General features: G+C 54.6%; 27 protein-coding genes. 24 read left to right on the top strand and 3 right to left on the bottom strand.

The window, feature by feature from the left end; genetic code table 11:
• The first annotated feature begins 63 nt into the window (after positions 1-63).
• Complete coding sequence (rluC, locus tag DVA43_RS09115) at positions 64-1,011, top strand: 23S rRNA pseudouridine(955/2504/2580) synthase RluC (protein ID WP_103823711.1); 948 nt, start codon at positions 64-66, stop codon at positions 1,009-1,011.
• Positions 1,012-1,091: 80 nt separating this feature from the next.
• On the opposite strand, the gene DVA43_RS09110 is transcribed toward rluC, so the two are convergent.
• Entirely contained in the window at positions 1,092-1,676 is a 585-nt protein-coding gene (locus DVA43_RS09110) for a nucleoside triphosphate pyrophosphatase (protein ID WP_114315347.1), read from the bottom strand.
• 141 nt (positions 1,677-1,817) lie between these two features.
• On the opposite strand from DVA43_RS09110, the gene yceD reads away from it, so the two are divergent.
• From yceD to ptsG, 14 genes are all read left to right on the top strand, one after another.
• Entirely contained in the window at positions 1,818-2,339 is a 522-nt protein-coding gene (yceD, locus tag DVA43_RS09105; protein WP_103179089.1) for a 23S rRNA accumulation protein YceD, read from the top strand.
• Positions 2,340-2,355: 16 nt separating this feature from the next.
• Positions 2,356-2,529, top strand: a complete 174-nt coding sequence (gene rpmF / locus DVA43_RS09100; protein ID WP_003857964.1) for a 50S ribosomal protein L32 — start codon at positions 2,356-2,358, stop codon at positions 2,527-2,529.
• Positions 2,530-2,608: 79 nt separating this feature from the next.
• On the top strand, positions 2,609-3,643 hold the full coding sequence (gene plsX / locus DVA43_RS09095) for a phosphate acyltransferase PlsX (protein ID WP_210405543.1): 1,035 nt from the start codon (positions 2,609-2,611) through the stop codon (positions 3,641-3,643).
• 6 nt (positions 3,644-3,649) lie between these two features.
• Positions 3,650-4,603 (top strand): beta-ketoacyl-ACP synthase III, encoded by a 954-nt coding sequence (locus tag DVA43_RS09090; RefSeq protein WP_103179091.1) that lies wholly within the window; start codon positions 3,650-3,652, stop codon positions 4,601-4,603.
• Positions 4,604-4,617: 14 nt separating this feature from the next.
• A complete protein-coding gene (gene fabD, locus DVA43_RS09085; protein WP_103823714.1) occupies positions 4,618-5,547 on the top strand; it encodes an ACP S-malonyltransferase in 930 nt (309 codons plus the stop codon).
• A 13-nt stretch (positions 5,548-5,560) separates the two neighbouring features.
• Entirely contained in the window at positions 5,561-6,295 is a 735-nt protein-coding gene (gene fabG / locus DVA43_RS09080; protein ID WP_103179093.1) for a 3-oxoacyl-ACP reductase FabG, read from the top strand.
• A 154-nt stretch (positions 6,296-6,449) separates the two neighbouring features.
• The gene (acpP, locus tag DVA43_RS09075; protein WP_000103754.1) at positions 6,450-6,686 is read left to right on the top strand and encodes an acyl carrier protein; all 237 of its coding nucleotides are present in this window, start codon (positions 6,450-6,452) and stop codon (positions 6,684-6,686) included.
• Positions 6,687-6,778: 92 nt separating this feature from the next.
• Positions 6,779-8,020: a beta-ketoacyl-ACP synthase II gene (fabF, locus tag DVA43_RS09070; RefSeq protein ID WP_103179094.1), complete on the top strand. Its 1,242-nt coding sequence runs from the start codon at positions 6,779-6,781 to the stop codon at positions 8,018-8,020.
• 123 nt (positions 8,021-8,143) lie between these two features.
• Complete coding sequence (pabC, locus tag DVA43_RS09065) at positions 8,144-8,953, top strand: aminodeoxychorismate lyase (protein WP_114315346.1); 810 nt, start codon at positions 8,144-8,146, stop codon at positions 8,951-8,953.
• A gap of 2 nt (positions 8,954-8,955) precedes the next feature.
• Complete coding sequence (gene yceG, locus DVA43_RS09060) at positions 8,956-9,978, top strand: cell division protein YceG (protein WP_114315345.1); 1,023 nt, start codon at positions 8,956-8,958, stop codon at positions 9,976-9,978.
• Positions 9,968-10,609, top strand: coding sequence for a dTMP kinase (gene tmk, locus DVA43_RS09055; protein ID WP_103823718.1), 642 nt, complete (start codon positions 9,968-9,970; stop codon positions 10,607-10,609). Before yceG ends, tmk begins: the two co-directional genes overlap by 11 nt.
• On the top strand, positions 10,606-11,610 hold the full coding sequence (gene holB / locus DVA43_RS09050; protein WP_114315344.1) for a DNA polymerase III subunit delta': 1,005 nt from the start codon (positions 10,606-10,608) through the stop codon (positions 11,608-11,610). The genes tmk and holB overlap by 4 nt, the downstream gene beginning before the upstream one ends.
• 10 nt (positions 11,611-11,620) lie before the next feature.
• A complete protein-coding gene (locus tag DVA43_RS09045) occupies positions 11,621-12,415 on the top strand; it encodes a metal-dependent hydrolase (RefSeq protein WP_114315343.1) in 795 nt (264 codons plus the stop codon).
• A gap of 297 nt (positions 12,416-12,712) precedes the next feature.
• Entirely contained in the window at positions 12,713-14,146 is a 1,434-nt protein-coding gene (ptsG, locus tag DVA43_RS09040; RefSeq protein WP_103823721.1) for a PTS glucose transporter subunit IIBC, read from the top strand.
• 379 nt (positions 14,147-14,525) lie between these two features.
• Here ptsG and fhuE read toward each other — a convergent pair whose 3' ends face one another.
• Positions 14,526-16,715, bottom strand: coding sequence for a ferric-rhodotorulic acid/ferric-coprogen receptor FhuE (gene fhuE / locus DVA43_RS09035; protein WP_114315342.1), 2,190 nt, complete (start codon positions 16,713-16,715; stop codon positions 14,526-14,528).
• 351 nt (positions 16,716-17,066) lie between these two features.
• Here fhuE and hinT point away from each other — a divergent pair, with 351 nt between their 5' ends.
• From hinT to DVA43_RS08995, 8 genes are all read left to right on the top strand, one after another.
• The gene (gene hinT / locus DVA43_RS09030; protein WP_139156331.1) at positions 17,067-17,426 is read left to right on the top strand and encodes a purine nucleoside phosphoramidase; all 360 of its coding nucleotides are present in this window, start codon (positions 17,067-17,069) and stop codon (positions 17,424-17,426) included.
• Between the two features lies 1 nt (position 17,427).
• Positions 17,428-17,796 (top strand): YcfL family protein, encoded by a 369-nt coding sequence (locus DVA43_RS09025; RefSeq protein WP_103179104.1) that lies wholly within the window; start codon positions 17,428-17,430, stop codon positions 17,794-17,796.
• Between the two features lie 10 nt (positions 17,797-17,806).
• A complete protein-coding gene (gene lpoB, locus DVA43_RS09020; RefSeq protein ID WP_103179105.1) occupies positions 17,807-18,457 on the top strand; it encodes a penicillin-binding protein activator LpoB in 651 nt (216 codons plus the stop codon).
• Positions 18,438-19,262 (top strand): thiamine kinase, encoded by an 825-nt coding sequence (gene thiK / locus DVA43_RS09015; RefSeq protein ID WP_114315341.1) that lies wholly within the window; start codon positions 18,438-18,440, stop codon positions 19,260-19,262. Before lpoB ends, thiK begins: the two co-directional genes overlap by 20 nt.
• A gap of 11 nt (positions 19,263-19,273) precedes the next feature.
• Positions 19,274-20,299 (top strand): beta-N-acetylhexosaminidase, encoded by a 1,026-nt coding sequence (gene nagZ, locus DVA43_RS09010; RefSeq protein WP_114315340.1) that lies wholly within the window; start codon positions 19,274-19,276, stop codon positions 20,297-20,299.
• Positions 20,300-20,333: 34 nt separating this feature from the next.
• A complete protein-coding gene (ycfP, locus tag DVA43_RS09005) occupies positions 20,334-20,876 on the top strand; it encodes an alpha/beta hydrolase YcfP (RefSeq protein WP_032617568.1) in 543 nt (180 codons plus the stop codon).
• A 233-nt stretch (positions 20,877-21,109) separates the two neighbouring features.
• Positions 21,110-22,414, top strand: coding sequence for an NAD(P)/FAD-dependent oxidoreductase (locus DVA43_RS09000; RefSeq protein WP_114315339.1), 1,305 nt, complete (start codon positions 21,110-21,112; stop codon positions 22,412-22,414).
• Between the two features lie 196 nt (positions 22,415-22,610).
• Positions 22,611-23,150: a glycine zipper 2TM domain-containing protein gene (locus DVA43_RS08995; protein ID WP_103823727.1), complete on the top strand. Its 540-nt coding sequence runs from the start codon at positions 22,611-22,613 to the stop codon at positions 23,148-23,150.
• A gap of 490 nt (positions 23,151-23,640) precedes the next feature.
• Here DVA43_RS08995 and DVA43_RS08990 read toward each other — a convergent pair whose 3' ends face one another.
• Complete coding sequence (locus tag DVA43_RS08990; RefSeq protein ID WP_114315338.1) at positions 23,641-24,276, bottom strand: TetR/AcrR family transcriptional regulator; 636 nt, start codon at positions 24,274-24,276, stop codon at positions 23,641-23,643.
• 242 nt (positions 24,277-24,518) lie between these two features.
• On the opposite strand from DVA43_RS08990, the gene bhsA reads away from it, so the two are divergent.
• Positions 24,519-24,776, top strand: a complete 258-nt coding sequence (bhsA, locus tag DVA43_RS08985) for a multiple stress resistance protein BhsA (RefSeq protein ID WP_103179112.1) — start codon at positions 24,519-24,521, stop codon at positions 24,774-24,776.
• Positions 24,777-24,854: the final 78 nt, after the last annotated feature.

Here is a 24,854-nt window from a genome sequence, read left to right as displayed (position 1 = left end):
ACTAAATATAAGCATAGAAAAATGAGTGGCGCTAATGGCTGCCGATAATTAGAATCGCCCCCCATGAAAACAGAGACTCCAGCCGTAAAAATGGTTGCCATTACCGATGATGAAGCGGGGCAACGCATCGACAACTTTTTGCGCACCCAACTGAAGGGTGTGCCAAAGAGCATGATTTATCGCATCTTGCGTAAGGGTGAGGTGCGTGTGAATAAGAAGCGCATTAAACCTGAATACAAACTGGAAGCGGGTGATGAAGTGCGCATCCCGCCCGTACGTGTCGCCGAGCGGGAAGAGGAGGCGGTATCGCCGCATCTGAATAAAGTCGCCGCGCTGACGGATGTGATCTTATATGAAGACGATCATATCCTGGTACTCAACAAACCTTCCGGCACAGCCGTTCACGGCGGCAGCGGGTTGAGCTTCGGCGTGATCGAAGGTCTGCGCGCGCTGCGCCCGGAAGCACGCTTCCTGGAGCTGGTTCATCGTCTTGACCGCGACACCTCTGGCGTACTGCTGGTGGCGAAAAAGCGTTCGGCGCTGCGTTCGCTGCATGAACAGCTGCGTGAGAAGGGGATGCAGAAGGATTACCTCGCGCTGGTGCGTGGCCAGTGGCAGTCCCATGTCAAAGTGGTCCAGGCGCCGCTGCTGAAAAACATTCTGCAAAGCGGTGAGCGTATTGTTCGCGTGAGTCAGGAGGGTAAGCCGTCTGAAACGCGCTTCAAAGTCGAAGAGCGTTATGAATTCGCTACCCTGGTGCGCTGCAGCCCGGTGACCGGTCGTACTCACCAGATCCGTGTGCACACTCTGCATGCAGGTCACCCCATCGCCTTCGACGATCGCTATGGCGACCGTGAGTTTGATAAGCAGCTGGCAGGTACGGGCTTGTCTCGTCTGTTCCTGCATGCCGCCGCGCTGAAGTTTACCCATCCGGGTACCGGCGAGGTGATGCGTATCGAAGCGCCTATGGATGAACAGCTGAAACGCTGTCTTAAGGTTCTGCGCGGTTAATTGCCGGGTGGTGCTACGCTTACCCGGCCTGGGAAACCGCAGGCCCGTGCAAGCGTAGCGCCGCCGGGCGAAGCAGCGGGCTACGCCATTAACGGGTTGTAATGCTCCCGGCGCAGCATCTGGCACAGCGCAATCAGCGGTAATCCCACCAGGGTGTTCGGGTCGCGCCCGTCCAGCCTGTCAAACAACGCAATCCCCAGCCCTTCGCTCTTAAAGCTGCCCGCGCAGTTTAACGGCCGCTCTTTTCGCACATAGTCTTCAATCTCTTGTTCACTGAGATGGCGGAAGTGAACATCGAAAGGCTCGCATTCGGTCTGTAAATGGCCCGTAGACGAATTATACAGAGCCAGCCCGGTATAGAACGTGACGATATTGCCGCGGGCTTTTAACAACTGCTGACGCGCATTCTCTTCGGTATGCGGTTTACCCGTGATAGCACCATCCAGGACGCAAACCTGATCGGAACCTATAATAAGATGGTCAGGAAATTGCGCTGCCAGGCTTTTTGCTTTTTCCTGCGCCAGACGTACCACCAGATGCCGTGGCGATTCACCGGGTTGTGGGCTTTCATCCACGTTCGGTGCGGCGCATTCAAAGGGTACGCCAAGCTTTTCCAGCAACACGCGGCGGTAGGGTGAAGTCGAGGCGAGAATAAGATTTGGCATATTTTTTTCACCAGATATAGCGTATCGATGCCAGCCATTTTAAACTACAGGCCGCAATGTGTGCGAATAATTGGCAAAAGGCAGCCTGAGGTTGCCTTTTTCTTTGACTCTATGACGTTACAAAGTTAATATGCGCGCCCTATGCAAAAGGTAAAATTACCCCTGACTCTTGATCCGGTTCGTACGGCTCAAAAACGCCTCGATTACGAAGGTATTTATACCCGTGACCAGGCTGAACGTATTGCCGAATCCGTAGTCAGTGTGGACAGTGATGTGGAATGCTCCATGTCGTTCGCTATCGATAACCAGCGCCTCGCCGTATTAACCGGTGATGCAAAGGTTTCGGTTACGCTCGAGTGTCAGCGTTGCGGGAAACCGTTCCCACTTCATGTTCACACAACATATTGTTTCAGTCCGGTTCGTTCAGACGAACAGGCTGAAGCACTCCCGGAAGCGTATGAGCCGATTGAGGTTAACGAATTCGGTGAAATCGATCTGCTGGCGTTAGTTGAAGATGAAATCATCCTCGCTCTGCCAGTGGTTCCGGTGCATGATTCTGAACACTGTGAAGTGTCCGAGGCGGACATGGTCTTTGGGGAACTGCCTGATGAAGCGCAAAAACCAAACCCATTTGCCGTATTAGCCAGCTTAAAGCGTAAGTAATTAAGGAGTAAGGTCCATGGCCGTACAACAGAATAAACCAACCCGTTCCAAACGTGGCATGCGTCGTTCCCATGACGCACTGACTGCAGTTACCAGCCTGTCTGTAGACAAGACTTCTGGTGAAAAACACCTGCGTCACCACATCACTGCTGACGGTTTCTACCGCGGCCGCAAGGTTATCACTAAGTAATCACGCGTTTGCGTGATTAGGCTTAGTGAGGGTTTCCCCGTGCAAACGGGGATATACCGAACCAGGCTGCGACGATACCTTGACACGTCTAACCCTGGCGTTAGATGTCATGGGGGGCGATTTTGGCCCTTCCGTGACAGTGCCTGCAGCATTGCAGGCACTGAACTCTAATTCGCAACTCGCTCTCCTTTTAGTCGGTAATCCCGACGCTATCACGCCATTACTCGCAAAAGCTGACTTCGAACAACGTTCACGTCTGCAGATTATTCCTGCCCAGTCAGTTATTGCCAGTGATGTCCGGGCCTCACAGGCGATCCGCAGCAGCCGAGGAAGTTCAATGCGCATCGCGCTTGAGCTGGTTAAAGAGGGCCGCGCACAAGCCTGTGTCAGCGCCGGCAATACCGGCGCGCTGATGGGGCTGGCAAAATTACTGCTCAAACCGCTTGAAGGTATTGAGCGCCCGGCGTTGGTAACGGTACTGCCGCACCAGCAAAAGGGCAAAACGGTGGTGCTGGATTTAGGTGCCAACGTCGATTGCGACAGTGTGATGTTGGCGCAGTTTGCCGTTATGGGCTCGGTGCTGGCAGAGGAAGTAGTAGGGATTTCTCATCCCCGCGTTGCTTTGCTGAATATTGGCGAGGAGGAGACCAAAGGCCTCGACAGCATTCGTGAAGCGTCCGAGCGGCTAAAAAATGAGCCATCCATCAACTATATTGGATATCTTGAAGCCAACGAATTATTGACCGGAAAAACGGATGTACTGGTGTGTGACGGGTTTACAGGAAACGTTACATTAAAAACCATGGAAGGGGTGGTGAGAATGTTTCTTTCTCTGCTTAAATCGCAGGGAGAGGGGAAAAAACGGTCATGGTGGCTGATTTTATTAAAGCGTTGGTTACAAAAGAGCCTGGCGCGGCGATTCAGTCACCTCAACCCCGACCAGTATAATGGCGCCTGTCTGTTAGGATTGCGCGGCATTGTGATCAAGAGTCACGGTGCGGCCAATCAGCGAGCGTTTGCCGTCGCGATTGAACAGGCAGTGCAGGCGGTGCAGCGACAAGTCCCACAGCGGATTGCCGCTCGCCTGGGATCTGTATTAGCAAAAAGTGACTGAGCGTACATGTATACGAAGATTTTAGGTACCGGCAGCTATCTGCCAAAGCAAGTGCGAACCAATGCCGATCTGGAAAAAATGGTAGACACGTCTGACGAGTGGATCGTCACACGTACAGGTATCCGCGAACGTCGTATTGCCGCGCCAGATGAAACAGTTTCCACCATGGGCTATGAAGCCGCCCAGCGCGCGCTGGAAATGGCGGGTGTCGATAAAGATGACATCGGTCTGATTATTGTTGCGACCACTTCCGCCACGCATGCCTTCCCAAGCGCTGCGTGCCAGGTGCAAAACATGCTGGGCATCAAAGGCTGCCCGGCGTTTGACGTTGCCGCTGCCTGCGCAGGCTTTACCTATGCGCTGAGCATTGCCGATCAATATGTGAAATCCGGCGCAGTGAAATATGCGCTGGTCATCGGCGCGGACGTTCTGGCTCGCACCTGCGATCCAAACGATCGCGGGACGATCATTATTTTTGGTGATGGCGCGGGTGCTGTCCTGTTAGGACAATCTGAAGAGCCGGGCATCATCTCAACGCATCTGCATGCTGACGGTCGCTACGGCGAACTGTTAACGCTGCCAAACGCGGATCGTGTCAACCCGGACAGCGCCATCTACCTGACTATGGCGGGTAACGAAGTCTTCAAAGTGGCAGTGACCGAGCTGGCACATATCGTTGACGAGACGCTGGAAGCCAATAATCTGGAGCGTTCCGCTCTTGACTGGCTGGTGCCGCATCAGGCTAACCTGCGCATTATTAGCGCCACAGCGAAGAAACTCGGCATGTCTATGGATAACGTTGTGGTGACGCTGGATCGTCATGGCAACACGTCTGCAGCATCAGTACCGTGCGCGTTTGACGAAGCGGTGCGCGATGGACGAATTCAACGGGGCCAACTGGTCTTGCTCGAGGCCTTCGGTGGCGGTTTCACCTGGGGTTCTGCGCTGGTTCGTTTCTAGAAAGGATAAAAAAAATGACGCAATTTGCTTTTGTATTCCCCGGCCAGGGTTCTCAGGCCGTTGGAATGTTATCTGGATTGGCGGAGCAGTTTCCGGTAATCGAAGAGACTTTTCGTGAAGCTTCTGATGCGCTGGGCTACGATCTTTGGGCGCTGACCCAGCAAGGGCCAGCCGAAGAGCTGAATAAAACCTGGCAGACGCAGCCTGCGTTGCTGACCGCATCGGTCGCACTGTGGCGCGTATGGCAGCAGCAGGGCGGCAAAACGCCAGCGCTGTTAGCTGGTCACAGCCTGGGTGAGTATTCTGCACTGGTTTGTGCGGGTGTGATTGCGTTTGCGGATGCTGTGCGTCTGGTTGAGATGCGCGGCAAATTCATGCAGGAAGCGGTGCCGGAAGGCACGGGCGGCATGTCAGCCATTATTGGTCTGGATGATGCTTCTATCGCTAAAGCGTGTGAAGAGTCCGCAGAAGGCCAGGTCGTTTCACCGGTGAACTTCAACTCCCCGGGCCAGGTGGTTATCGCCGGCCATAAAGAGGCAGTTGAGCGTGCAGGCGCAGCCTGTAAAGCCGCGGGCGCCAAACGTGCGCTGCCGCTGCCAGTGAGCGTACCGTCCCACTGCGCGCTGATGAAGCCTGCTGCAGACAAGCTGGCCGTTGAGCTGGAAAAAATCACCTTCAGCGCACCGACCATTCCGGTGGTCAATAACGTTGATGTGCAATGTGAAACCGCGCCAGAGGCCATCCGCCACGCGCTGGTTCGCCAGCTCTATAGCCCGGTTCAGTGGACAAAAACCGTTGAATTTATGGCAGCGCAGGGCGTAGAGCATCTGTATGAAGTGGGCCCGGGTAAGGTCCTCACCGGTCTGACTAAACGTATTGTTGATACCCTGACTGCATCGGCGATTAACGAGCCTGAAGCACTGTCAGCGGCACTTGCGCAGTAAGAAGAGGAATACCATGAGTTTTGAAGGAAAAATCGCACTGGTCACCGGCGCAAGCCGTGGTATTGGTCGTGCTATCGCTGAAACTCTCGTCGCGCGTGGCGCGACAGTGATCGGCACCGCTACCAGCGAAAATGGCGCGCAGGCTATTAGTGACTATCTGGGTGCGAACGGTAAAGGTCTGATGTTGAATGTGACCGATCCGGCATCTATCGAATCTGTTCTGGGAAATATTCGCGCAGAATTTGGCGAAGTGGATATTCTGGTCAATAATGCCGGAATCACTCGCGACAACTTACTGATGCGAATGAAAGATGATGAGTGGAACGATATTATCGAAACCAACCTGTCATCTGTGTTCCGTCTGTCAAAAGCGGTAATGCGAGCTATGATGAAGAAGCGTCATGGGCGTATTATCACTGTCGGTTCTGTGGTTGGTACCATGGGAAATGCTGGTCAGGCAAACTACGCTGCGGCGAAAGCAGGCCTGATCGGTTTCAGTAAGTCGCTGGCGCGCGAAGTTGCGTCCCGCGGAATTACTGTAAACGTTGTTGCTCCGGGCTTTATTGAAACGGACATGACGCGTGCGCTGACCGATGAGCAGCGTGCGGGTACGCTGGCGGCAGTTCCAGCGGGTCGTTTAGGCGACCCTAAAGAAATCGCCAGCGCGGTTGCATTTTTAGCTTCTGACGAAGCGAGTTACATCACTGGTGAGACTCTCCACGTCAACGGCGGAATGTACATGGTTTAACCACGATAGAAAATATTTGCGTTATGAGGGGGAATGGCCTCAAAATAACGTAAAATCGTGGTAAGACCTGCCGGGATTTAGTTGCAAATTTTTCAACATTTTATACACTACGAAAACCATCGCGAAAGCGAGTTTTGATAGGAAATTTAAGAGTATGAGCACTATCGAAGAACGCGTTAAGAAAATTATCGGCGAACAGCTGGGCGTTAAGCAGGAAGAAGTGACCAACAATGCTTCTTTCGTTGAAGACCTGGGCGCAGATTCTCTTGACACCGTTGAGCTGGTAATGGCTCTGGAAGAAGAGTTTGATACTGAGATTCCGGACGAAGAAGCTGAGAAAATCACCACCGTTCAGGCTGCCATTGATTACATCAACGGTCACCAGGCGTAAGTGAACATCTCCAGGCGGTCATTCGACCGCCTGAGTTTTTTCTTTTGTAGTCCCTCGTTTTTCTTTTTTTTATCCCTCCCTGGAGGACAAGCGTGTCTAAGCGTCGTGTAGTTGTGACCGGACTTGGCATGTTATCTCCTGTCGGCAATACCGTAGAGTCCACCTGGAAAGCTCTCCTTGCCGGTCAGAGTGGCATTAGCCTAATCGACCATTTCGATACTAGCGCCTATGCAACGAAATTTGCTGGCTTAGTAAAGGATTTTAACTGTGAAGAGATCATCTCGCGCAAAGAACAGCGCAAGATGGATGCCTTCATTCAATATGGAATTGTCGCTGGCGTTCAGGCCATGCAGGATTCTGGCCTTGAAATTACGGAAGAGAACGCAACCCGTATTGGCGCCGCTATTGGCTCCGGGATTGGCGGCCTTGGCTTAATCGAGGAAAACCATAGCTCTTTAGTTAATGGTGGCCCACGTAAGATTAGCCCGTTCTTCGTTCCGTCAACGATTGTTAACATGGTGGCAGGTCACCTGACCATCATGTATGGCCTGCGCGGTCCAAGCATTTCGATTGCTACTGCCTGTACATCTGGTGTGCACAACATCGGCCAGGCGGCGCGTATGATTGCTTATGGCGATGCTGACGCGATGGTCGCTGGTGGGGCAGAAAAAGCCAGCACCCCATTGGGTGTGGGCGGTTTCGGTGCAGCCCGCGCGCTGTCTACCCGCAACGATAATCCTCAGGCGGCGAGCCGTCCGTGGGATAAAGACCGTGATGGTTTTGTGCTGGGTGACGGTGCCGGTATGGTCGTGCTGGAAGAGTACGAGCATGCGAAGAAACGCGGCGCGAAAATTTATGCAGAAGTCGTCGGCTTCGGCATGAGCAGCGATGCCTATCACATGACTTCTCCGCCAGAGAATGGCGCAGGTGCTGCGCTGGCCATGGTTAACGCTATCCGTGATGCGGGTATCGAGCCGGGTCAGATTGGCTATGTGAATGCGCACGGTACCTCTACGCCTGCGGGCGATATCGCTGAAGCGCAGGCCGTTAAGTCTGTGTTTGGCGATGCAGCCCGCCGCGTCATGGTCAGCTCCACCAAATCCATGACCGGTCACCTGCTGGGTGCGGCGGGTGCAGTAGAGTCTATCTACTCCATCCTTGCGCTGCGCGATCAGGCTGTTCCGCCAACCATCAACCTGGATAATCCGGATGAAGGTTGCGATCTGGACTTCGTTCCGCACGAAGCGCGCCAGGTCAGCGGTATGGAGTACACCCTGTGTAACTCCTTCGGCTTTGGCGGCACCAACGGCTCTCTGATCTTTAAAAAGGTCTGATGCTAACCTGTCGTTAGTGCAGTAAAAAAAGGTCCGCTTGTCGGGCCTTTTTTATTCGGTTTTCTTCCCTTGTCCAGAGCCATCCTTCCTGCCAGACTATTCGACCATCTTAAAGGAGCCACCATGTTCTTGATAAATGGTATAAAGCAGGCACAGCTTTCGGCGAGTGACCGGGCGATTCAGTTTGGTGACGGATGCTTCACAACGGCCCGCATTGTCGAAGGCAAGGTCTGTTTACTTGAGGCGCATCTGCAACGATTGCGAACGGCCTGTGAAAAACTGTTCATTCCCTTTGCCCAGTGGACGGCGTTAGAAGATGAAATGACAGACCAGGCGCACGGCGTCGAACGGGGCGTATTAAAAGTGATTATTACCCGGGGAAGCGGCGGAAGAGGATACAGCGCGGCTGGCTGTCAGGATCCGGTTCGCATTCTGTCGGTATCTGCCTGGCCTGCCCATTACGATCGCTGGCGCCAGGAAGGCATTACCCTGGCATTAAGCCCGGTGAGGCTGGGACGTAATCCGCAACTTGCGGGGATAAAACACCTCAATCGGCTTGAGCAAGTGCTGATTCGTTCCCATCTTGAACAGACCGACGCCGATGAAGCGCTGGTTCTTGACAGCGAAGGGTTCATTACGGAATGCTGTGCGGCGAATTTATTCTGGCGGCAGGGTAAGGATGTGTTTACCCCCTGTCTGGATCAGGCTGGCGTTAACGGCCTGATGCGGCAATTTTGTCTGCGGAAACTGGCGCATTCCGGATTTCGCGTGGTCGAAGTGCAGGCGCGCGAGGCTGCGCTGGTCGATGCTGACGAGATCGTCGTATGCAATGCGCTGATGCCTGTTGTGCCGGTGCGCCAGTATGGTTCTCACCATTTTACATCGCGTGAGTTGTACTCGTTTTTAGCCCCTCTGTGTGAGCAAACCAGATAGTCATGAAGAAAATGTTGCGCTTTATTCTCCTCGTCGTTGTCGTGCTGGGCATTGCCGCTGGCGTGGGGATGTGGAAAGTTCGCCAGCTGGCGGAGAGCAAAATCCTGATCGCCGACGAGACGGTATTTACCCTGAAACCCGGCACCGGACGGCTGGCGCTGGGTGAACAGCTGTACGGCGACAAGATCATTAACCGCCCGCGGGTATTCCAGTGGCTATTACGCGTGCAGCCGGAGCTGTCGCATTTTAAAGCCGGTACCTACCGCTTTACCCCAGGAATGACCGTGAAGGAGATGCTGGAGCTGCTTGAAAGCGGTAAAGAGGCGCAGTTCCCGCTGCGTTTTGTCGAAGGGATGCGTCTGAGCGACTACCTGAAGCAGCTGCGCGATGCGCCCTACATCAAGCACACGTTGCCGGACAACAGCTATGCTGCCGTCGCCGAGGCCCTGAAATTTGAGCAGCCCGACAGGATAGAAGGCTGGTTCTGGCCCGATACCTGGATGTACACCGCGGGCACCACCGATGTGGCACTGTTGCAGCGTGCACATAAAAAGATGGTTGCAGCAGTGGATAAAGCCTGGGAAGGGCGGATGGAAAACCTGCCGTATAAAGATCAGAACCAGTTCGTGACCATGGCCTCTATCGTCGAGAAAGAGACGGCAGTCGCCAGCGAACGCGATCAGGTGGCCTCCGTGTTTATCAATCGTCTGCGTATCGGTATGCGTCTGCAGACTGACCCTACGGTGATTTACGGGATGGGTGAGAACTACAAGGGCAACATTTCGCGTAAAGATCTCGAAACCCCAACGGATTATAATACCTATGTTATTAGCGGATTACCCCCGGGGCCGATTGCCACGCCGGGTCAGGCATCGCTGAATGCCGCCGCGCATCCGGCCAAAACGCCGTATCTCTATTTCGTCGCGGACGGAAAGGGTGGACATACTTTTAACACCAATCTTGCCAGTCATAATCGTTCGGTCCAGGACTATCTGAAGGCACTTAAGGAAAAAAATGCGCAGTAATTACATCGTCATTGAGGGGCTGGAAGGCGCCGGGAAAACCACCGCACGCGATACGGTAGTCGAGACGCTGAAACAGTATGGCATCGAAGAGATGATCTTTACCCGCGAACCGGGCGGCACACAGCTGGCGGAAAAACTGCGTAGTCTGGTGCTGGACATTAAATCGGTCGGCGATGAAGTGATTACGGATAAAGCCGAAGTCATGATGTTCTACGCCGCGCGTGTCCAGCTGGTGGAAACCGTCATCAAACCTGCGCTGGCACGTGGGTGCTGGGTCATTGGCGATCGCCACGATCTCTCCACCCAGGCTTACCAGGGCGGTGGCCGCGGCATTGACCAGACGATGCTCGCCACGCTGCGCGATGCGGTGCTGGGGGATTTCCGCCCGAACCTGACGCTCTATCTTGACGTGACGCCAGAAGTGGGCCTGAAGCGCGCCCGCGCCCGTGGCGAACTGGATCGTATTGAGCAGGAGTCGCTGGACTTCTTCAACCGTACCCGCGCCCGCTATCTTGAGCTGGCCGCACAGGACAGCACCATTCGCACCATCGACGCCACCCAACCACTGGAAGCGGTGATGGACGCCATTCGTAAAACGGTCACCGACTGGCTGAAGGAACAACAGGCATGAAATGGTATCCATGGTTGCGCCCGCACTTAGAACAGCTGGTGAACAGCTACCAGTCCGGTCGGGGGCATCATGCGTTACTGATCCAGTCGCTGCCGGGCATGGGCGATGATGCGCTGATCTACGCCATCAGCCGTTTTCTGATGTGCCAGCAGCCCCAGGGGCATAAGAGCTGTGGCCAGTGCCGCGGCTGCCAGCTAATGCAAGCGCAGACGCACCCGGATTATTACGCGCTTGAGCCAGAGAAGGGCAAAACGACGCTGGGTATTGATGCGGTTCGCGCGGTCAGCGAGAAGCTGTACGAGCGCGCGCGGCTTGGTGGGGCGAAAGTGGTCTGGGTCAAGGATGCCGCCCAGCTGACCGAAGCGGCGGCCAACGCGCTGTTAAAAACCCTGGAAGAGCCGCCGGAAAATACCTGGTTCCTGATGGCCTGCCGTGAGCCCGGACGGTTGCTGGCGACTCTCCGAAGCCGCTGTCGCTTGCATCATCTCAACGTGCCGCAGGAGGCGTGGGCTATAAGCTGGCTTGCGCGGGAAGTGACAACGTCACAAGAAGCGGCGCTCAGCGCGCTACGTCTGTGCGGCGGCGCGCCTGCAGCCGCGCTGGCGCTGTTGCAGCCCAACGTCTGGGGACAACGCGAACAGCTTTGCCAGGCGCTTGGGGCTGTACCTGACAGTGGTGACTGGATGAGCCTGCTGCCGGTACTCAATCATGAACAGGCGCCCGATCGTCTGCACTGGCTGGCAGCCCTGCTGCTGGATGCTCTTAAAATTCAGCAAGGAGCGACCCTGATCAGCAATCCCGATGCCTGGCTGCTCGTGAATAGCCTGGCGCAACGCCTGCCGGGTGTGGCATTGAGAGCTATCCTTCATGACGTATGTCAGTGTCGCGAACAATTACTCAGCGTAACGGGGCTGAATCGGGAGCTTGTCCTGACCGACCTGTTACTCACTATCGAGCATTACCTGCAACCGGGCACAACGCTGCCTGTATCCCATCTCTGAGAGAGACATTATGTTTTTAGTCGACTCACACTGCCATCTTGATGGCCTGGATTATCAATCCCTGCATAAAAACGTCGATGACGTGCTGGAAAAAGCCGCAGCCCGCGATGTGAAATTTTGTCTGGCGGTCGCCACGACGTTACCAGGCTACCGCACCATGCGTGAGCTGGTGGGCGTGCGCGACAACGTCGTTTTCTCCTGCGGCGTGCATCCGCTGAATCAGGATGAGGCCTATGACGTCGAGGATTTACGCCGTCTGGCGGCGGAAGAGGGCGTCGTCGCGATGGGCGAAACCGGGCTGGACTATTTTTACACCCCAGAAACGAAAGCCCGTCAGCAGGAATCATTCCGCGATCATATCCGTATTGGCCGGGAGCTGAACAAGCCAGTGATTGTCCACACCCGCGATGCCCGTGCCGATACGCTGGCGATCCTCTCAGAAGAAAAGGTGACGGATTGTGGTGGCGTACTACACTGTTTCACTGAAGACAGAGAAACAGCGGGCAAACTGCTGGATTTGGGTTTTTATATCTCGTTTTCCGGGATCGTGACGTTCCGTAACGCAGAGCAGCTTCGCGACGCTGCGCGATACGTTCCGCTCGATCGCCTGCTGGTCGAGACAGATTCCCCTTATCTGGCACCGGTACCGCACCGCGGTAAAGAGAACCAACCCGCGATGGTACGGGATGTGGCCGAGTATATGGCCGTTTTGAAAGGCGTCGATGTTGAAGAACTGGCACGCATTACCACTGATAACTTCGCCAGTCTGTTTCACATCGATCCCTCCCGCCTGCAATCAGCATGAATCGTCAGTTTTTTTTGGGCTCGTAATTAATAGCTAAAGCGAGTAAAGTTCACCGCCCGAACAGGGGCGGTGAATGCGTTTCTGGTAACATTTAGACACCTATTTTGTAAAAAACTGAAAGTTTTTCAGGTAACGAACGCTGAAACGTGATAGCCGTCAAACAAAGATCCGCAGATTTATTTTACTCTGCGTAATAAATAAAGGGCGCTTAGATGTCCTGTCCACGGCACGGTTCTCCCCCCGGGCCAATGCGTGAAAACGTAAAAAAAGCACAAATACTCAGGAGCACTCTCAATTATGTTTAAGAATGCATTTGCTAACCTGCAGAAGGTCGGTAAATCGCTGATGCTGCCGGTATCCGTACTGCCTATCGCAGGTATCCTGCTGGGCGTCGGTTCTGCAAACTTCAGCTGGCTGCCAGCCGTAGTTTCTCATGTGATGGCGGAAGCAGGCGGTTCTGTTTTTGCCAATATGCCACTGATCTTCGCTATCGGCGTTGCGCTTGGCTTCACCAATAACGACGGCGTATCTGCGCTGGCTGCTGTAGTTGCCTACGGCATCATGGTTAAAACCATGGCTGTGGTTGCACCTCTGGTGCTGCACCTGCCACCGGAAGAGATCGCTGCTAAACACCTGGCTGACACCGGGGTTCTGGGCGGTATCATCTCGGGTGCAATTGCGGCGTATATGTTTAACCGCTTCTATCGCATCAAGCTCCCTGAGTACCTGGGCTTCTTTGCAGGTAAGCGTTTTGTTCCAATCATCTCTGGTCTGGCGGCGATCTTCACGGGTGTGATCCTCTCCTTCATCTGGCCACCGATTGGTTCCGCTATCCAGACCTTCTCTCAGTGGGCGGCTTACCAGAACCCGGTTGTGGCGTTCGGTATCTACGGCTTCATCGAGCGTTGCCTGGTGCCGTTCGGTCTGCACCACATCTGGAACGTTCCTTTCCAGATGCAGATCGGCGAATACACCAACGCTGCGGGCCAGGTCTTCCACGGCGATATCCCACGTTACATGGCAGGCGACCCAACTGCAGGCAAACTGTCTGGCGGCTTCCTGTTCAAAATGTACGGCCTGCCGGCTGCTGCGATTGCAATCTGGCACTCTGCTAAACCAGAGAACCGTGCAAAAGTGGGCGGTATCATGATCTCCGCAGCGCTGACCTCGTTCCTGACCGGTATCACCGAGCCGATCGAGTTCTCCTTCATGTTCGTTGCGCCGATCCTGTACATTATCCACGCGATTCTGGCTGGTCTGGCATTCCCAATCTGTATCCTGCTGGGTATGCGTGACGGGACTTCTTTCTCGCACGGTCTGATCGACTTTATCGTCCTGTCCGGTAACAGCAGCAAACTGTGGCTGTTCCCAATAGTTGGTGCATGCTACGCGGTTGTGTACTACACCATCTTCCGTGTGCTGATCAAAGCGCTGGACCTGAAAACGCCAGGTCGTGAAGATGCAACAGAAGACAGCAAAGCGGGTGCGACCAGCGAAATGGCTCCTGCACTGGTTGCAGCCTTCGGCGGTAAAGAGAACATCACTAACCTGGACGCATGTATCACTCGTCTGCGTGTAAGCGTTGCTGATGTTGCGAAAGTTGACCAGCCGGGTCTGAAAAAACTGGGCGCAGCTGGTGTAGTTGTTGCAGGTTCCGGTGTACAGGCTATCTTCGGTACTAAATCCGATAACCTGAAAACCGAAATGGATGAGTACATCCGCAGCAACTAAGTTGTGACCTGGGGAGACTAAGGCAGCCGAATGGCTGCCTTTTTTATATCTGTAGTTTGTGGCATGCCGGGTGGCGCTACGCTTACCCGGCCTACAAAGGCAATAACCGGACGAATCGTAGGCCGGGTAAGGCGTAGCCACCACCCGGCCTACAAAGGCAACAACCGCACGAACCGTAGGCCGGGTTAGGCGTAGCCGCCACCCGGCAAACAAAGGCAACAACCGCACCAACCGTAGGCCGGGTAAGGCGTAGCCACCACCCGGCAAACAAAGGCAATAACCGCACCAACCGTAGGCCGGATAAGGCGCAGCCGCCACCCGGCAAACAGCGCGCACAAAAAAGGGAGCCATTGGGCTCCCTTAGACGCTGCATGATTTATCAGAACTGATAGCTTGCGGTCAGGCTCACGTTACGCGGTTCGCCATAGACAATTTCGCCCTCAATGTTAGTGTCGTAAGTCTTATCAAAGAGGTTATTCACATTACCCTGCAGGGAGAAGTTCTTCGTCACCTGATAACGCGTGAAGAGATCCACCAGCGCGTAGCTGCCCTGCGAGGCACGCCAGGTGCCGTAAGGGGTGTCCTGATAGGTGTAGACGCTGTTTTGCCAGTTAACGCCGCCACCAACGGTCAGCTCAGGCATTGCCGGCAGGCGGTAGCTGGTAAAGAGTTTCACCGTGGTCCGCGGCAGCTGCGGATTCACCGCCTTGCCATCATTATCTTCCGCCACGTAACGCGTTGCGCCAAAGGTCATCTGCCAGTTATCGGTCAGCGCACCGTTGATTTCAAACTCCACGCCTTTACTCACGGTACCGTCTACGCTCTCGTAGGCCGTATCCGTGGAGCCCTGAATCGTCCGGCCGGTGCTTTGGCCCAGATTGTCCTGCTCAATGCGGAAGACAGAGAGCGTGGTGGTCAGACGGCTGTTCATCCAGTCAGATTTCAGGCCCGCTTCGTAGTTATTCCCGGTGATCGGATCAAGATACCTGCCCGAGCTGTCACGGTAGTTCTGCGGCTGGAAGATAGAGGTATAGCTGGCGTAGGCTGACCAGTTGTCATTGATGTCGTAGACCAGACCGGCATAAGGGGTGGTGTGGTTCTTCTCCATGCCGTAGGTCAGGGTTTCAATGCTCCAGTTGGTATAACGGGCGCCAAGAATTAAATGCAGAGGATCGGCCAGGGAAATGCGCGTCGCGGCGTAGAGCGATTTCATATTCGTGGTGTCATCCTGGGCCAGCGACTGGGATCCCCAGTTGGTTTCCGGGAAGTAACCGTTGTAGTCGTAGAAACTGCCGAACTCATCCGGATAGACGTTGGCCCACGAGTTGGTGTAGCGGTTCGTCTGACGGCTGAAGCTGCCGCCAATCATCATGGTGTGCTGGCGGCCCAACAGCTCGTAGCCGCCGTCAGCGAACAGATCCACTGCGTCTACTTTACGCTTGCCGCTGTTCCAGCCGGTGCCGCCAATATAATCATAGCCCGGGCCATAGTTCGCATAAGGGCCTTCCAGCATGCCGGTGCTCTTGTTCACATAGGCATCAAGGTACATCGCTTTACTGTCGAATTTCGCCTCGGTATGAGTCCCATTCAACGTGGCCTGCCAGTTGTCGGCAAAGCGCTGCTTCAGGGTGAAGAAGACCTTATTGAACTCTTTGTCGTTGTAAGCCCAGTCAGGTGAGGTGCTGTGCGCGCGATCGTAATGTCTGACGCTGCCATCGGTGTTCCAGCGCGGCAAACCACCCCACGTCTGGTTATTGATGTCGATACGCTGGTATTCGTAGCCTGCCGACAGTGAAGTGCTGGTGCCCAGGTCAGCGTCCAGAATACCGGAGAAGAAGGTGCGCTTCTGATTGTAGTTGTCGAGCCAGGAGTCGCTGTCCTGATAACCCGCCACAATGCGCGCCCGTAGGTTGCCATCTTCCGTCAGTGGACTTTGCATGTCCATCACGTAACGTTGCTTGTTCCAGCTGCCGTACTCTGCAGACAGGTTGCCTTTAAATTCACGGCTGGTGGCATGCTTGCGCACCATATTGATGGCCGCCGACGGGTTACCCGTTCCGGTCATCAGGCCGGTGGCGCCGCGCACAACTTCGACGCGCTCAAACAGTGCCATATCTGACTGGGAATCACCCAGATTCCAGCGCGACTCAAAATAGGTTGGGATGCCATCGACCATGTAGTTGTCGATTTCGAAACCACGGGAGTAATAGTTGCTGCGATCGGAGTCAGTGGTACTTTTGCTGATCCCCATCGTGCTGTCCATCACTTCGCCCAGGGTCTGAAGCTGCTGGTCTTCCATACGTTGTTCGCTGACGATGGTGACCGACTGCGGGATGTCACGTTGGATCATCTGCATTTTGGTGCCCACGGACGTGCTTTTTACGCTGTAGTCCTGGCTGTCATCAGCGGAGGTGTCCGACTGAGAAGAACCATCAACAATGACGGTATCTTCGGTGGGGGCTGCGAAAGCGGTGGCTGGCATCAATGCCATAGCAATGCAGGCTGCCAGCAACGAAGGTGTTGCGACAGACCGGGATTGCCCTTCCCTGGATTGAATGGTGAAAGACATCATTAAACCCTTATGTACGGTGAATGGTGTGCATCAGTCCCGTATCGACGGACTGAAATCATTTTTCTAGGTATAAATTGCGCATGAAAATGCAAATGCGAAATATACGCATTCGACTTATCACTGTAAACAGATGTTGCGGCGGCAAGTGAAATAATGTTTCAGAGTGGGTAGAGGGGAGGTGGTTACTCTGCGAGCAGATCGGGCCGCATACGCAAAGAATTCGTGGGATAAGGTTGAAAGGACAGGAGAAAGTCGCTCATACTCTTTAGTCTTGCCACAAAATATTGCGCCTGCACCGGGCGGGTTGTTTCCGGGCTCGTCGCCAGATTAATGAATAAGGAAAACCTCATGGCTGAAGAAACCATTTTCAGTAAAATTGTCCGCCGCGAGATCCCGGCAGATATCATCTATCAGGATGAACTGGTTACCGCTTTTCGCGACATCTCCCCCCAGGCGCCTACGCACATCCTCATTATTCCCAATATTCTGATTCCGACGGTAAATGACGTGAAAACTGAGCATGAACTGGCATTAGGCCGTATGCTGACAGTAGCAGCGAAAATCGCTGAGCAGGAAGGCATTGCCGAGGACGGTTACCGTTTGATCATGAACTGCAACCGCCACGGTGGTCAGGAAGTTTATCACATTCATATGCATCTGCTGGGCGGTCGTCCGCTGGGCCCGATGCTGGCGCATAAAGGTCTTTAAGATGCAAAGAGGATGGATGGCGGCGCTGGTGATAGCGTTGGCAGGATGCAGTTCGCAACCGTCGATACCCGTCAATGACGATCAAACGCTGGTTATGGAGTCATCGGTGCTGGCGGCAGGGATTACCGCCGATCAGCCTTCGCTTTCGGTCAGCGAAATTCAACCGTCCGCCTCCTCTGTGCTGTTCAACGAAAGAGATGCGCCAGTTACCGTGCACTACCGTTTTTTCTGGTATGACGCCCGCGGCCTGGAAATGCATCCACTTGAGGCGCCGCGCAGCGTAACCATTCCGGCAAAATCGTCGGTTAAGCTATATGGCAGCGCAAATTATCTGGGTGCGCATAAGGTCAGACTTTATTTATATCTCTGAGGGGTGAATTTTGATTAAACAGATCGGTCGTTACGCGCTTGTCACGGCTTTTGCACTGTTCCTGTCGGGCTGTATTAGCCGCACTGAGCAACCACCTGCACCGGTGGAAGAGGTCAAACCGGGCGTCGAGCAGCCGGTTCAGCCAACCCAGCCGGTTCCTGTTGTTCCTACCGTGCCGAGCGTTCCCGCGCAGCCTGGTCCGATAGAGCATCAGGAAGAGCCCGCCCAGCCTGCACCGCGTGAACGTCACTACGACTGGAACGGCGCAATGCAGCCTATGGTCGGTAAGATGCTGCAGGCGCAGGGCGTTAACGCAGGCAGCGTACTGCTGGTGGACAGCGTCAACAACCGCACTAACGGCAGCCTGAATGCTGGTGAGGCGACCGAAACGCTGCGTAATGCGCTGGCCAATAACGGCAAATTTACGCTGGTGTCCGCGCAGCAGCTCGCTGTCGCCAAGCAGCAGTTGGGCCTCTCCCCGCAGGACAGCCTGGGCTCACGCAGTAAAGCCATCGGCATTGCCCGTAACGTGGGCGCGCAGTATGTGCTTTACTCCAGCGCAACCGGCAACGTCAATTCCCCGGCGCTGCAAATGCAGCTGATGCTGGTTCAGACAGGTGAAATTATCTGGTCGGGTAAAGGTGCAGTTCAGCAACAGTAACCTGCCGCGCGACACGCTGCTGTCGCGCTATTTTCCGCAGTTTCGCATCGTCGCGCCGCCATCCCATGCCGGGTTGAGCGGCGCGAGCTGCATTATTGAGCATGCTGAGCGTCGTCTGGTGCTACGCCAGCGTCATGACGCCCTGGCAACGCCTGCTCATTTTCGCCGTCAGTACCACGCCCTGCGCCATCTTCCCGCCGACATTGCTCCTCAGCCGCACTTTTACAGTCCGGGCTGGATAGCGGTGGACTATCTGGCGGGGGAGGTCAAAACCATGTTGCCCGCCGCACCCGCGCTGGCCGGGATGCTGTATCATCTCCATCAACAGCCCGTGTTTGGCTGGCGTATTATCCTGATGCCGCTGCTGGAGCAGTACTGGCTCCAGGCCTCGCCCTCCCGACGCACGCCGTTATGGCTGCGATGGCACAAACGCCTGCAAAAACGGGGGGAGCCACGCCCGCTGCGACTGGCGCCGCTGCACATGGATGTTCATGCCGGTAATATCGTGCATACGGACGCCGGCATCCGGCTGCTGGACTGGGAGTACGCAGGTGACGGAGATGTGGCGCTGGAGCTGGCGAGCGTCTGGACGGAGAGTGACGCAGAGCGTCAGCAGCTGCTCGCCGCTTACGCCCATGCTGCTCAGCTTGACCTGACGGCCTTGCAACGTCAGGTGAAGCGCTGGCGCCCCTGGGTACTGATGCTGATGGCAGGCTGGTTTGAGCTACGCTGGCAGCAATCACAAGATAAACAATTTATGACGCTGGCCGATGAGATCTGGCGCCAGTTAGAAACAACAGAATAAGAGAGGTTCGTGTGGGTCCGGTCATGTTGGATGTGGAAGGTTATGAGCTGGATGCGGAGGAGCGCGAAATTCTGGCGCACCCGCTGGTAGGTGGCTTGATCCTGTTTACGCGTAATTATCACGATCCGGCGCAGCTGCGCGAGCTGGTTCGCCAGATCCGGGAGGCCTCCCGTCACCGGCTGGTGGTGGCGGTGGATCAGGAGGGGGGCCGCGTGCAGCGATTCCGCGACGGTTTTACCCGTCTGCCCGCTGCCCAGTCGTTTGCCGCGCTGCTCGGGCTGGAAGAGGGCGGCAAGCTGGCCCAGGAGGCGGGCTGGCTGATGGCAAGCGAGATGATCGCCATGGATATTGATATCAGCTTTGCCCCGGTGCTGGATGTCGGCCATATCAGCGCCGCCATCGGTGAGCGTGCATACCATGACGAACCGCAGAAGGCGCTGCAGATGGCGACACGCTTTATCGACGGCATGCACGAGGCCGGGATGAAAACCACGGGGAAACACTTCCCGGGTCATGGCGCCGTGACGGCGGATTCCCACAAAGAGACCCCGCGTGACCCACGGCCACAGGCGGAGATCCGCGCCAGAGATATGTCGATTTTCAAATCGCTTATCAGCGACAACAAGCTTGATGCCATCATGCCCGCGCACGTGATCTATGCCGACGTCGATCCGCGTCCGGCCAGCGGCTCGCCGCACTGGCTAAAAACCGTCCTGCGTCAGGAACTCGGTTTTAGCGGCGTGATTTTTTCCGACGATCTGTCGATGGAAGGGGCGGCGATCATGGGCAGCTACGCGGAACGCGGTCAGGCATCGCTGGATGCAGGTTGCGATATGATCCTGGTCTGCAATAATCGTAAAGGCGCAGTGAGCGTGTTAGATAACCTGTCGCCGATCAAGGCTGAACGTGTTACACAATTGTATTATAAAGGTTCTTTTAGCCGTCAGGAACTGCGGGATTCAGCACGCTGGAAAACCGTCAATGCGCAACTTGAAGCGCTTCATGAGCGCTGGGAAGCGCATAAAGCGGGGCAATGATCCCTCCTGACAAGCGTAGTGTGACGAGGATACGATGATCATCTATTTGCACGGTTTTGATTCGAACAGTCCCGGGAATCACGAGAAGGTCCTGCAACTGCAGTTTATCGATCCGGATGTGCGGCTGATTAGCTACAGTACGCGCCATCCGAAACATGATATGCAGCATCTGCTGAAAGAGGTGGACAAAATGCTGCAACTGAACGTTGATGACCGTCCGTTGATTTGTGGCGTTGGCCTTGGGGGTTACTGGGCGGAGCGCATTGGGTTCTTATGTGATATTCGCCAGGTGGTGTTCAATCCTAACCTGTTCCCGAACGAGAACATGGAAGGCAAAATCGACAGGCCGGAAGAGTATGTTGATATCGCCACCAAGTGCGTGAGCAATTTCCGCGAGAAAAATCGCGATCGCTGCCTGGTGATCCTCTCCCGCAACGATGAGGCGCTCAACAGCCCACGGGCAGCGGAGCTGCTGCATCACTACTACGAAATTGTCTGGGATGAAGAGCAGACCCACAAGTTCAAAAACATTGCCCCTCATCTGCAGCGGATCAAAGCGTTCAAGACCTTAGGATAAGGCTCATTTTTTCAACCAGGCCCGGCCACCTACGTGAGCCGGGCTTTCTTTTTGCTAAGCTTGGGTGAATTTTAAGCGGCAAAACTTGATGCACATCAATTTTGGTATGACCAATGCACCGAACATGTTATTCTCATGGTCGTGGGATGGTTTCAGTGCTGTAACCTGTTGTTAATTAAAGGTTATTTTCATAACTTTTAGTTAACAATTGGTTAATAATTTAGGGGGTCACGTTGACTACACCATTGAAAAAGATAGTGATTGTGGGCGGCGGCGCAGGCGGGCTGGAGCTGGCTACGCAGCTGGGCAAGAAGCTCGGAGGCGGCAAAAAAGCCAAAGTGACGCTGGTCGATCGCAACCACAGCCACCTGTGGAAACCGCTGCTGCACGAAGTTGCCACCGGTTCTCTGGATGAGGGCGTTGACGCGCTGAGCTATCTGGCGCATGCGCGCAACCATGGGTTCCAGTTCCAGTTGGGTTCAGTGGTCGATATCAACCGTGAAAGCAAAACCATTACCCTGGCGGAGCTGCGTGACGAGAAGGGCGAACTGCTGGTACCGGAGCGTAAGCTGGCGTACGACACCCTGGTGATGGCACTGGGCAGCACCTCCAACGACTTCAACACGCCGGGCGTGAAAGAGCACTGCATCTTCCTGGATAACCCGCATCAGGCGCGTCGTTTCCATCAGGAGATGCTGAACCTGTTCCTGAAGTATTCCAATAACCTCGGCGCAAGCGGCAAGGTGAATATCGCTATCGTCGGCGGTGGCGCGACGGGCGTTGAGCTCTCTGCGGAGCTGCACAACGCGGTGAAACAGCTGCACAGCTATGGCTACAAAGGCTTAACCAACGACGCGCTGAACGTGACGCTGGTGGAAGCGGGCGAACGTATTCTGCCTGCACTGCCGCCGCGTATCTCCGGCGCGGCGCACAACGAGCTGACCAAACTGGGCGTGCGTGTTCTGACCCAGACGATGGTCACCAGTGCCGATGAACAGGGCCTGAACACCAAAGATGGCGAACACATTAAAGCCGATCTGATGGTCTGGGCGGCAGGCATCAAGGCGCCTGATTTCATGAAAGAGATCGGCGGGCTGGAGACCAACCGCATTAACCAGCTGGTGGTTGAGCCGACGCTGCAAACCACCCGCGACCCGGATATCTTTGCTATCGGCGACTGCGCCTCCTGCGCCCGTCCGGAAGGTGGGTTCGTGCCACCGCGCGCCCAGGCCGCACACCAGATGGCCAGCCTGGCGCTGCACAATATCCTGGCGCAGGCGAAGGGCAAGCCGCTGAAGAACTATGTCTATAAAGATCACGGTTCTCTGGTGTCGCTCTCGAACTTCTCCACCGTCGGTAGCCTGATGGGTAACCTGATGCGCGGTTCGATGATGGTAGAAGGCCGTATTGCCCGCTTCGTCTACATCTCGCTGTACCGTATGCACCAGATTGCGCTGCACGGCTATTTCAAAACCGGGCTGATGATGCTGGTAGGCAGCATCAACCGCGTGATCCGTCCACGACTGAAGCTGCACTAACGCCTTTGCCCCTTCGCTCCCGCGAAGGGGCTTTTTCAGCATATCGTTCTGCAAATCGCCCTCACAAAGTCTAAGAGTCCTCCTAAACCGGCTCATTTTGCGCTTGTTCCCACATTTTTAATCCTTTCTCTGATTTGCCTGCACACACCTTTAGTTGCAGAATTGTTACTAATAGCAATACAAAGGAGAACGTCACATGAATAAATCCATGGTGGCAGGTATAGGGATTGGCGTGGTCGCCGCATTAGGTGTGGCGGCAGTTGCCAGTCTTAATGTTTTTGATCGTGGCCCGCAGTATGCGCAGGTGGTTTCGGCTACGCCTATTAAAGAGACGGTGAAAACACCGCGTCAGGAGTGCCGGAATGTGACCGTAACGCATCGCCGTCCTGTACAGGATGAAAACCGTATTGCCGGTTCTGTACTGGGTGCGGTGGCCGGGGGGGTGATTGGTCATCAGTTTGGCGGCGGACGCGGTAAAGATGTCGCGACGGTCGTAGGCGCCCTGGGTGGCGGTTACGCGGGGAATCAGGCGCAGGGTGCCCTGCAGGCGCGTGATACTTACACCACCACCGAGCAGCGCTGTAAGACGGTCTACGACAAGTCAGAAAAAATGCTCGGTTACGATGTGACCTACAAAATTGGCGATCAGCAGGGCAAGATCCGTATGGATAAAGATCCCGGCACGCAGATCCCCCTTAATGGCGACGGCCAGCTGATACTGAATAACAAAGCATAAAAAAATCTGTTCTCTGCATTTAGCTCCCCATTCGCTCAGGCTGGGGAGCTTTTTTTGCGCATAAAAAAGACCTTAACAGCGGCGCGATGTGCGCCAGAAGTAAGGTCTTTCCTGGAGATGCTGCTGGGTGACAGGGGTTAAAGGTCGAATTCATTATACTGGCGCAGTAACATAAATCCCGTTATCAGTACGGAAAGAAAAGCAAATAAAACTGACCCACCACATAAAACCCAGAGACCGAATAACAATGTAATGACTATTAGCACCTTAAAAAAAGGTAATAGCAAAATCATTATATTCTCCTTCTGAATGTGAATAGCCAGAACGTCTTCGTCATAACTAATGCACCTAATCATTAGCACATCAATAATCACAGGTTAAGCATAGCAAGCGGTGAAGCCGTGGTGATAGCTTGTAACTATCTTTCTATGAAGTATAGCGGAAGATGCGGTGAGAAAAGGAGGAGCAGGGCGGCAGACCGCCCTGAAAATCAGACTTTCAGCAGTTCAGGCCATAACCGCAGGGTTATCTGGGTGACAGTCAGCAGTTTTTCCAGGCTGGCCCCTTCGCGGGCACTGATGGACATACCCTGCAAAATGCAGCTCAGATATTGGGCAAGTTTCTTCGGATCGCACTGCGCCGGGATCTCACCGCGCTGCTGACGCTGCTGTAAAAACTGGCACAGCGTCTCTTCCTGCATGGCATGGCGAGATTTAACCGTATGGGCAATCTCTTCAGAAGAGGCTGCAAGCGTGGCCGACGTGTTAATCATAAAACAGCCCGCAGGGGTATCTTTGCTGGTAAAGCAGGTCGCCACCGCGGTGAAATAGTCTTCCAGCGCCCGTTCAACGGGCTTCTCCTCGCAAAACAGCTGCGCTTCATGGCGGGCGGCAAAACGGCTGATATAGCGATCCAGCACCGCCCGGAACAGCCCCTCTTTATTGGTAAATTCTGCATACAGCGTAGGCGCTTTCGCCCCCGTTGCGGCAACCAGGTCAGCCAGTGATGTGGCTTCATACCCATGCTGCCAGAACAGCGTCATGGCCTTGTCCAGCGCCGCTTCCCTGTCGAACACTTTTGGTCGGCCACGGCTTTTCTTTTCGCAACGCGTGTCATCGGTTGTCATGAGCCGTTGTACCTCTGTTGGATTGTTGAACGACCATTATAAAAATAATCCCTTTCCGCAGCCAGCGCCGCATGAATAAAAATTTATTCATCATATCAATATGAATTTAAACGCTTTTAAAATTATTTTAATGATCGTTATAAAAATAAATTGACGTGTGATGTAGATCACATCTATCATTTTGTTATCGATCGTTAAGTTAATGCTTACGACATCCTGTTCACTTGCAAAAGGTCCTAATCATGAAAAACGTAAAAACAATCATCGCCGCTGCAGTACTCAGCTCACTCTCATTTGCCAGCTTCGCTGCGGTTGAAGTTCAGTCTACCCCTGCCGATCAACAAAAGGTAGGCACCATCTCTGCGAACGCCGGGACTAACCTGAGCTCTCTTGAAAGCCAGTTAGCGCAAAAAGCGGATGAAATGGGGGCGAAATCTTTCCGTATCACTTCCGTAACCGGCCCGAATACCCTGCACGGTACCGCAGTGATCTACAAATAAGCATGGCTTAACCCTCATTAATGCCACTGCGAAAAAAAACGCTCTGCCTGTGCAGAGCGTTTTTTTTATCTGTTAAGG

It is taken from the genome of Leclercia sp. W6 (assembly GCF_003336345.1).
Taxonomy (GTDB): domain Bacteria; phylum Pseudomonadota; class Gammaproteobacteria; order Enterobacterales; family Enterobacteriaceae; genus Enterobacter.
Note: the sequence above shows the minus strand (reverse complement) of the source record. Positions and strands in the feature narration are given on the sequence as shown.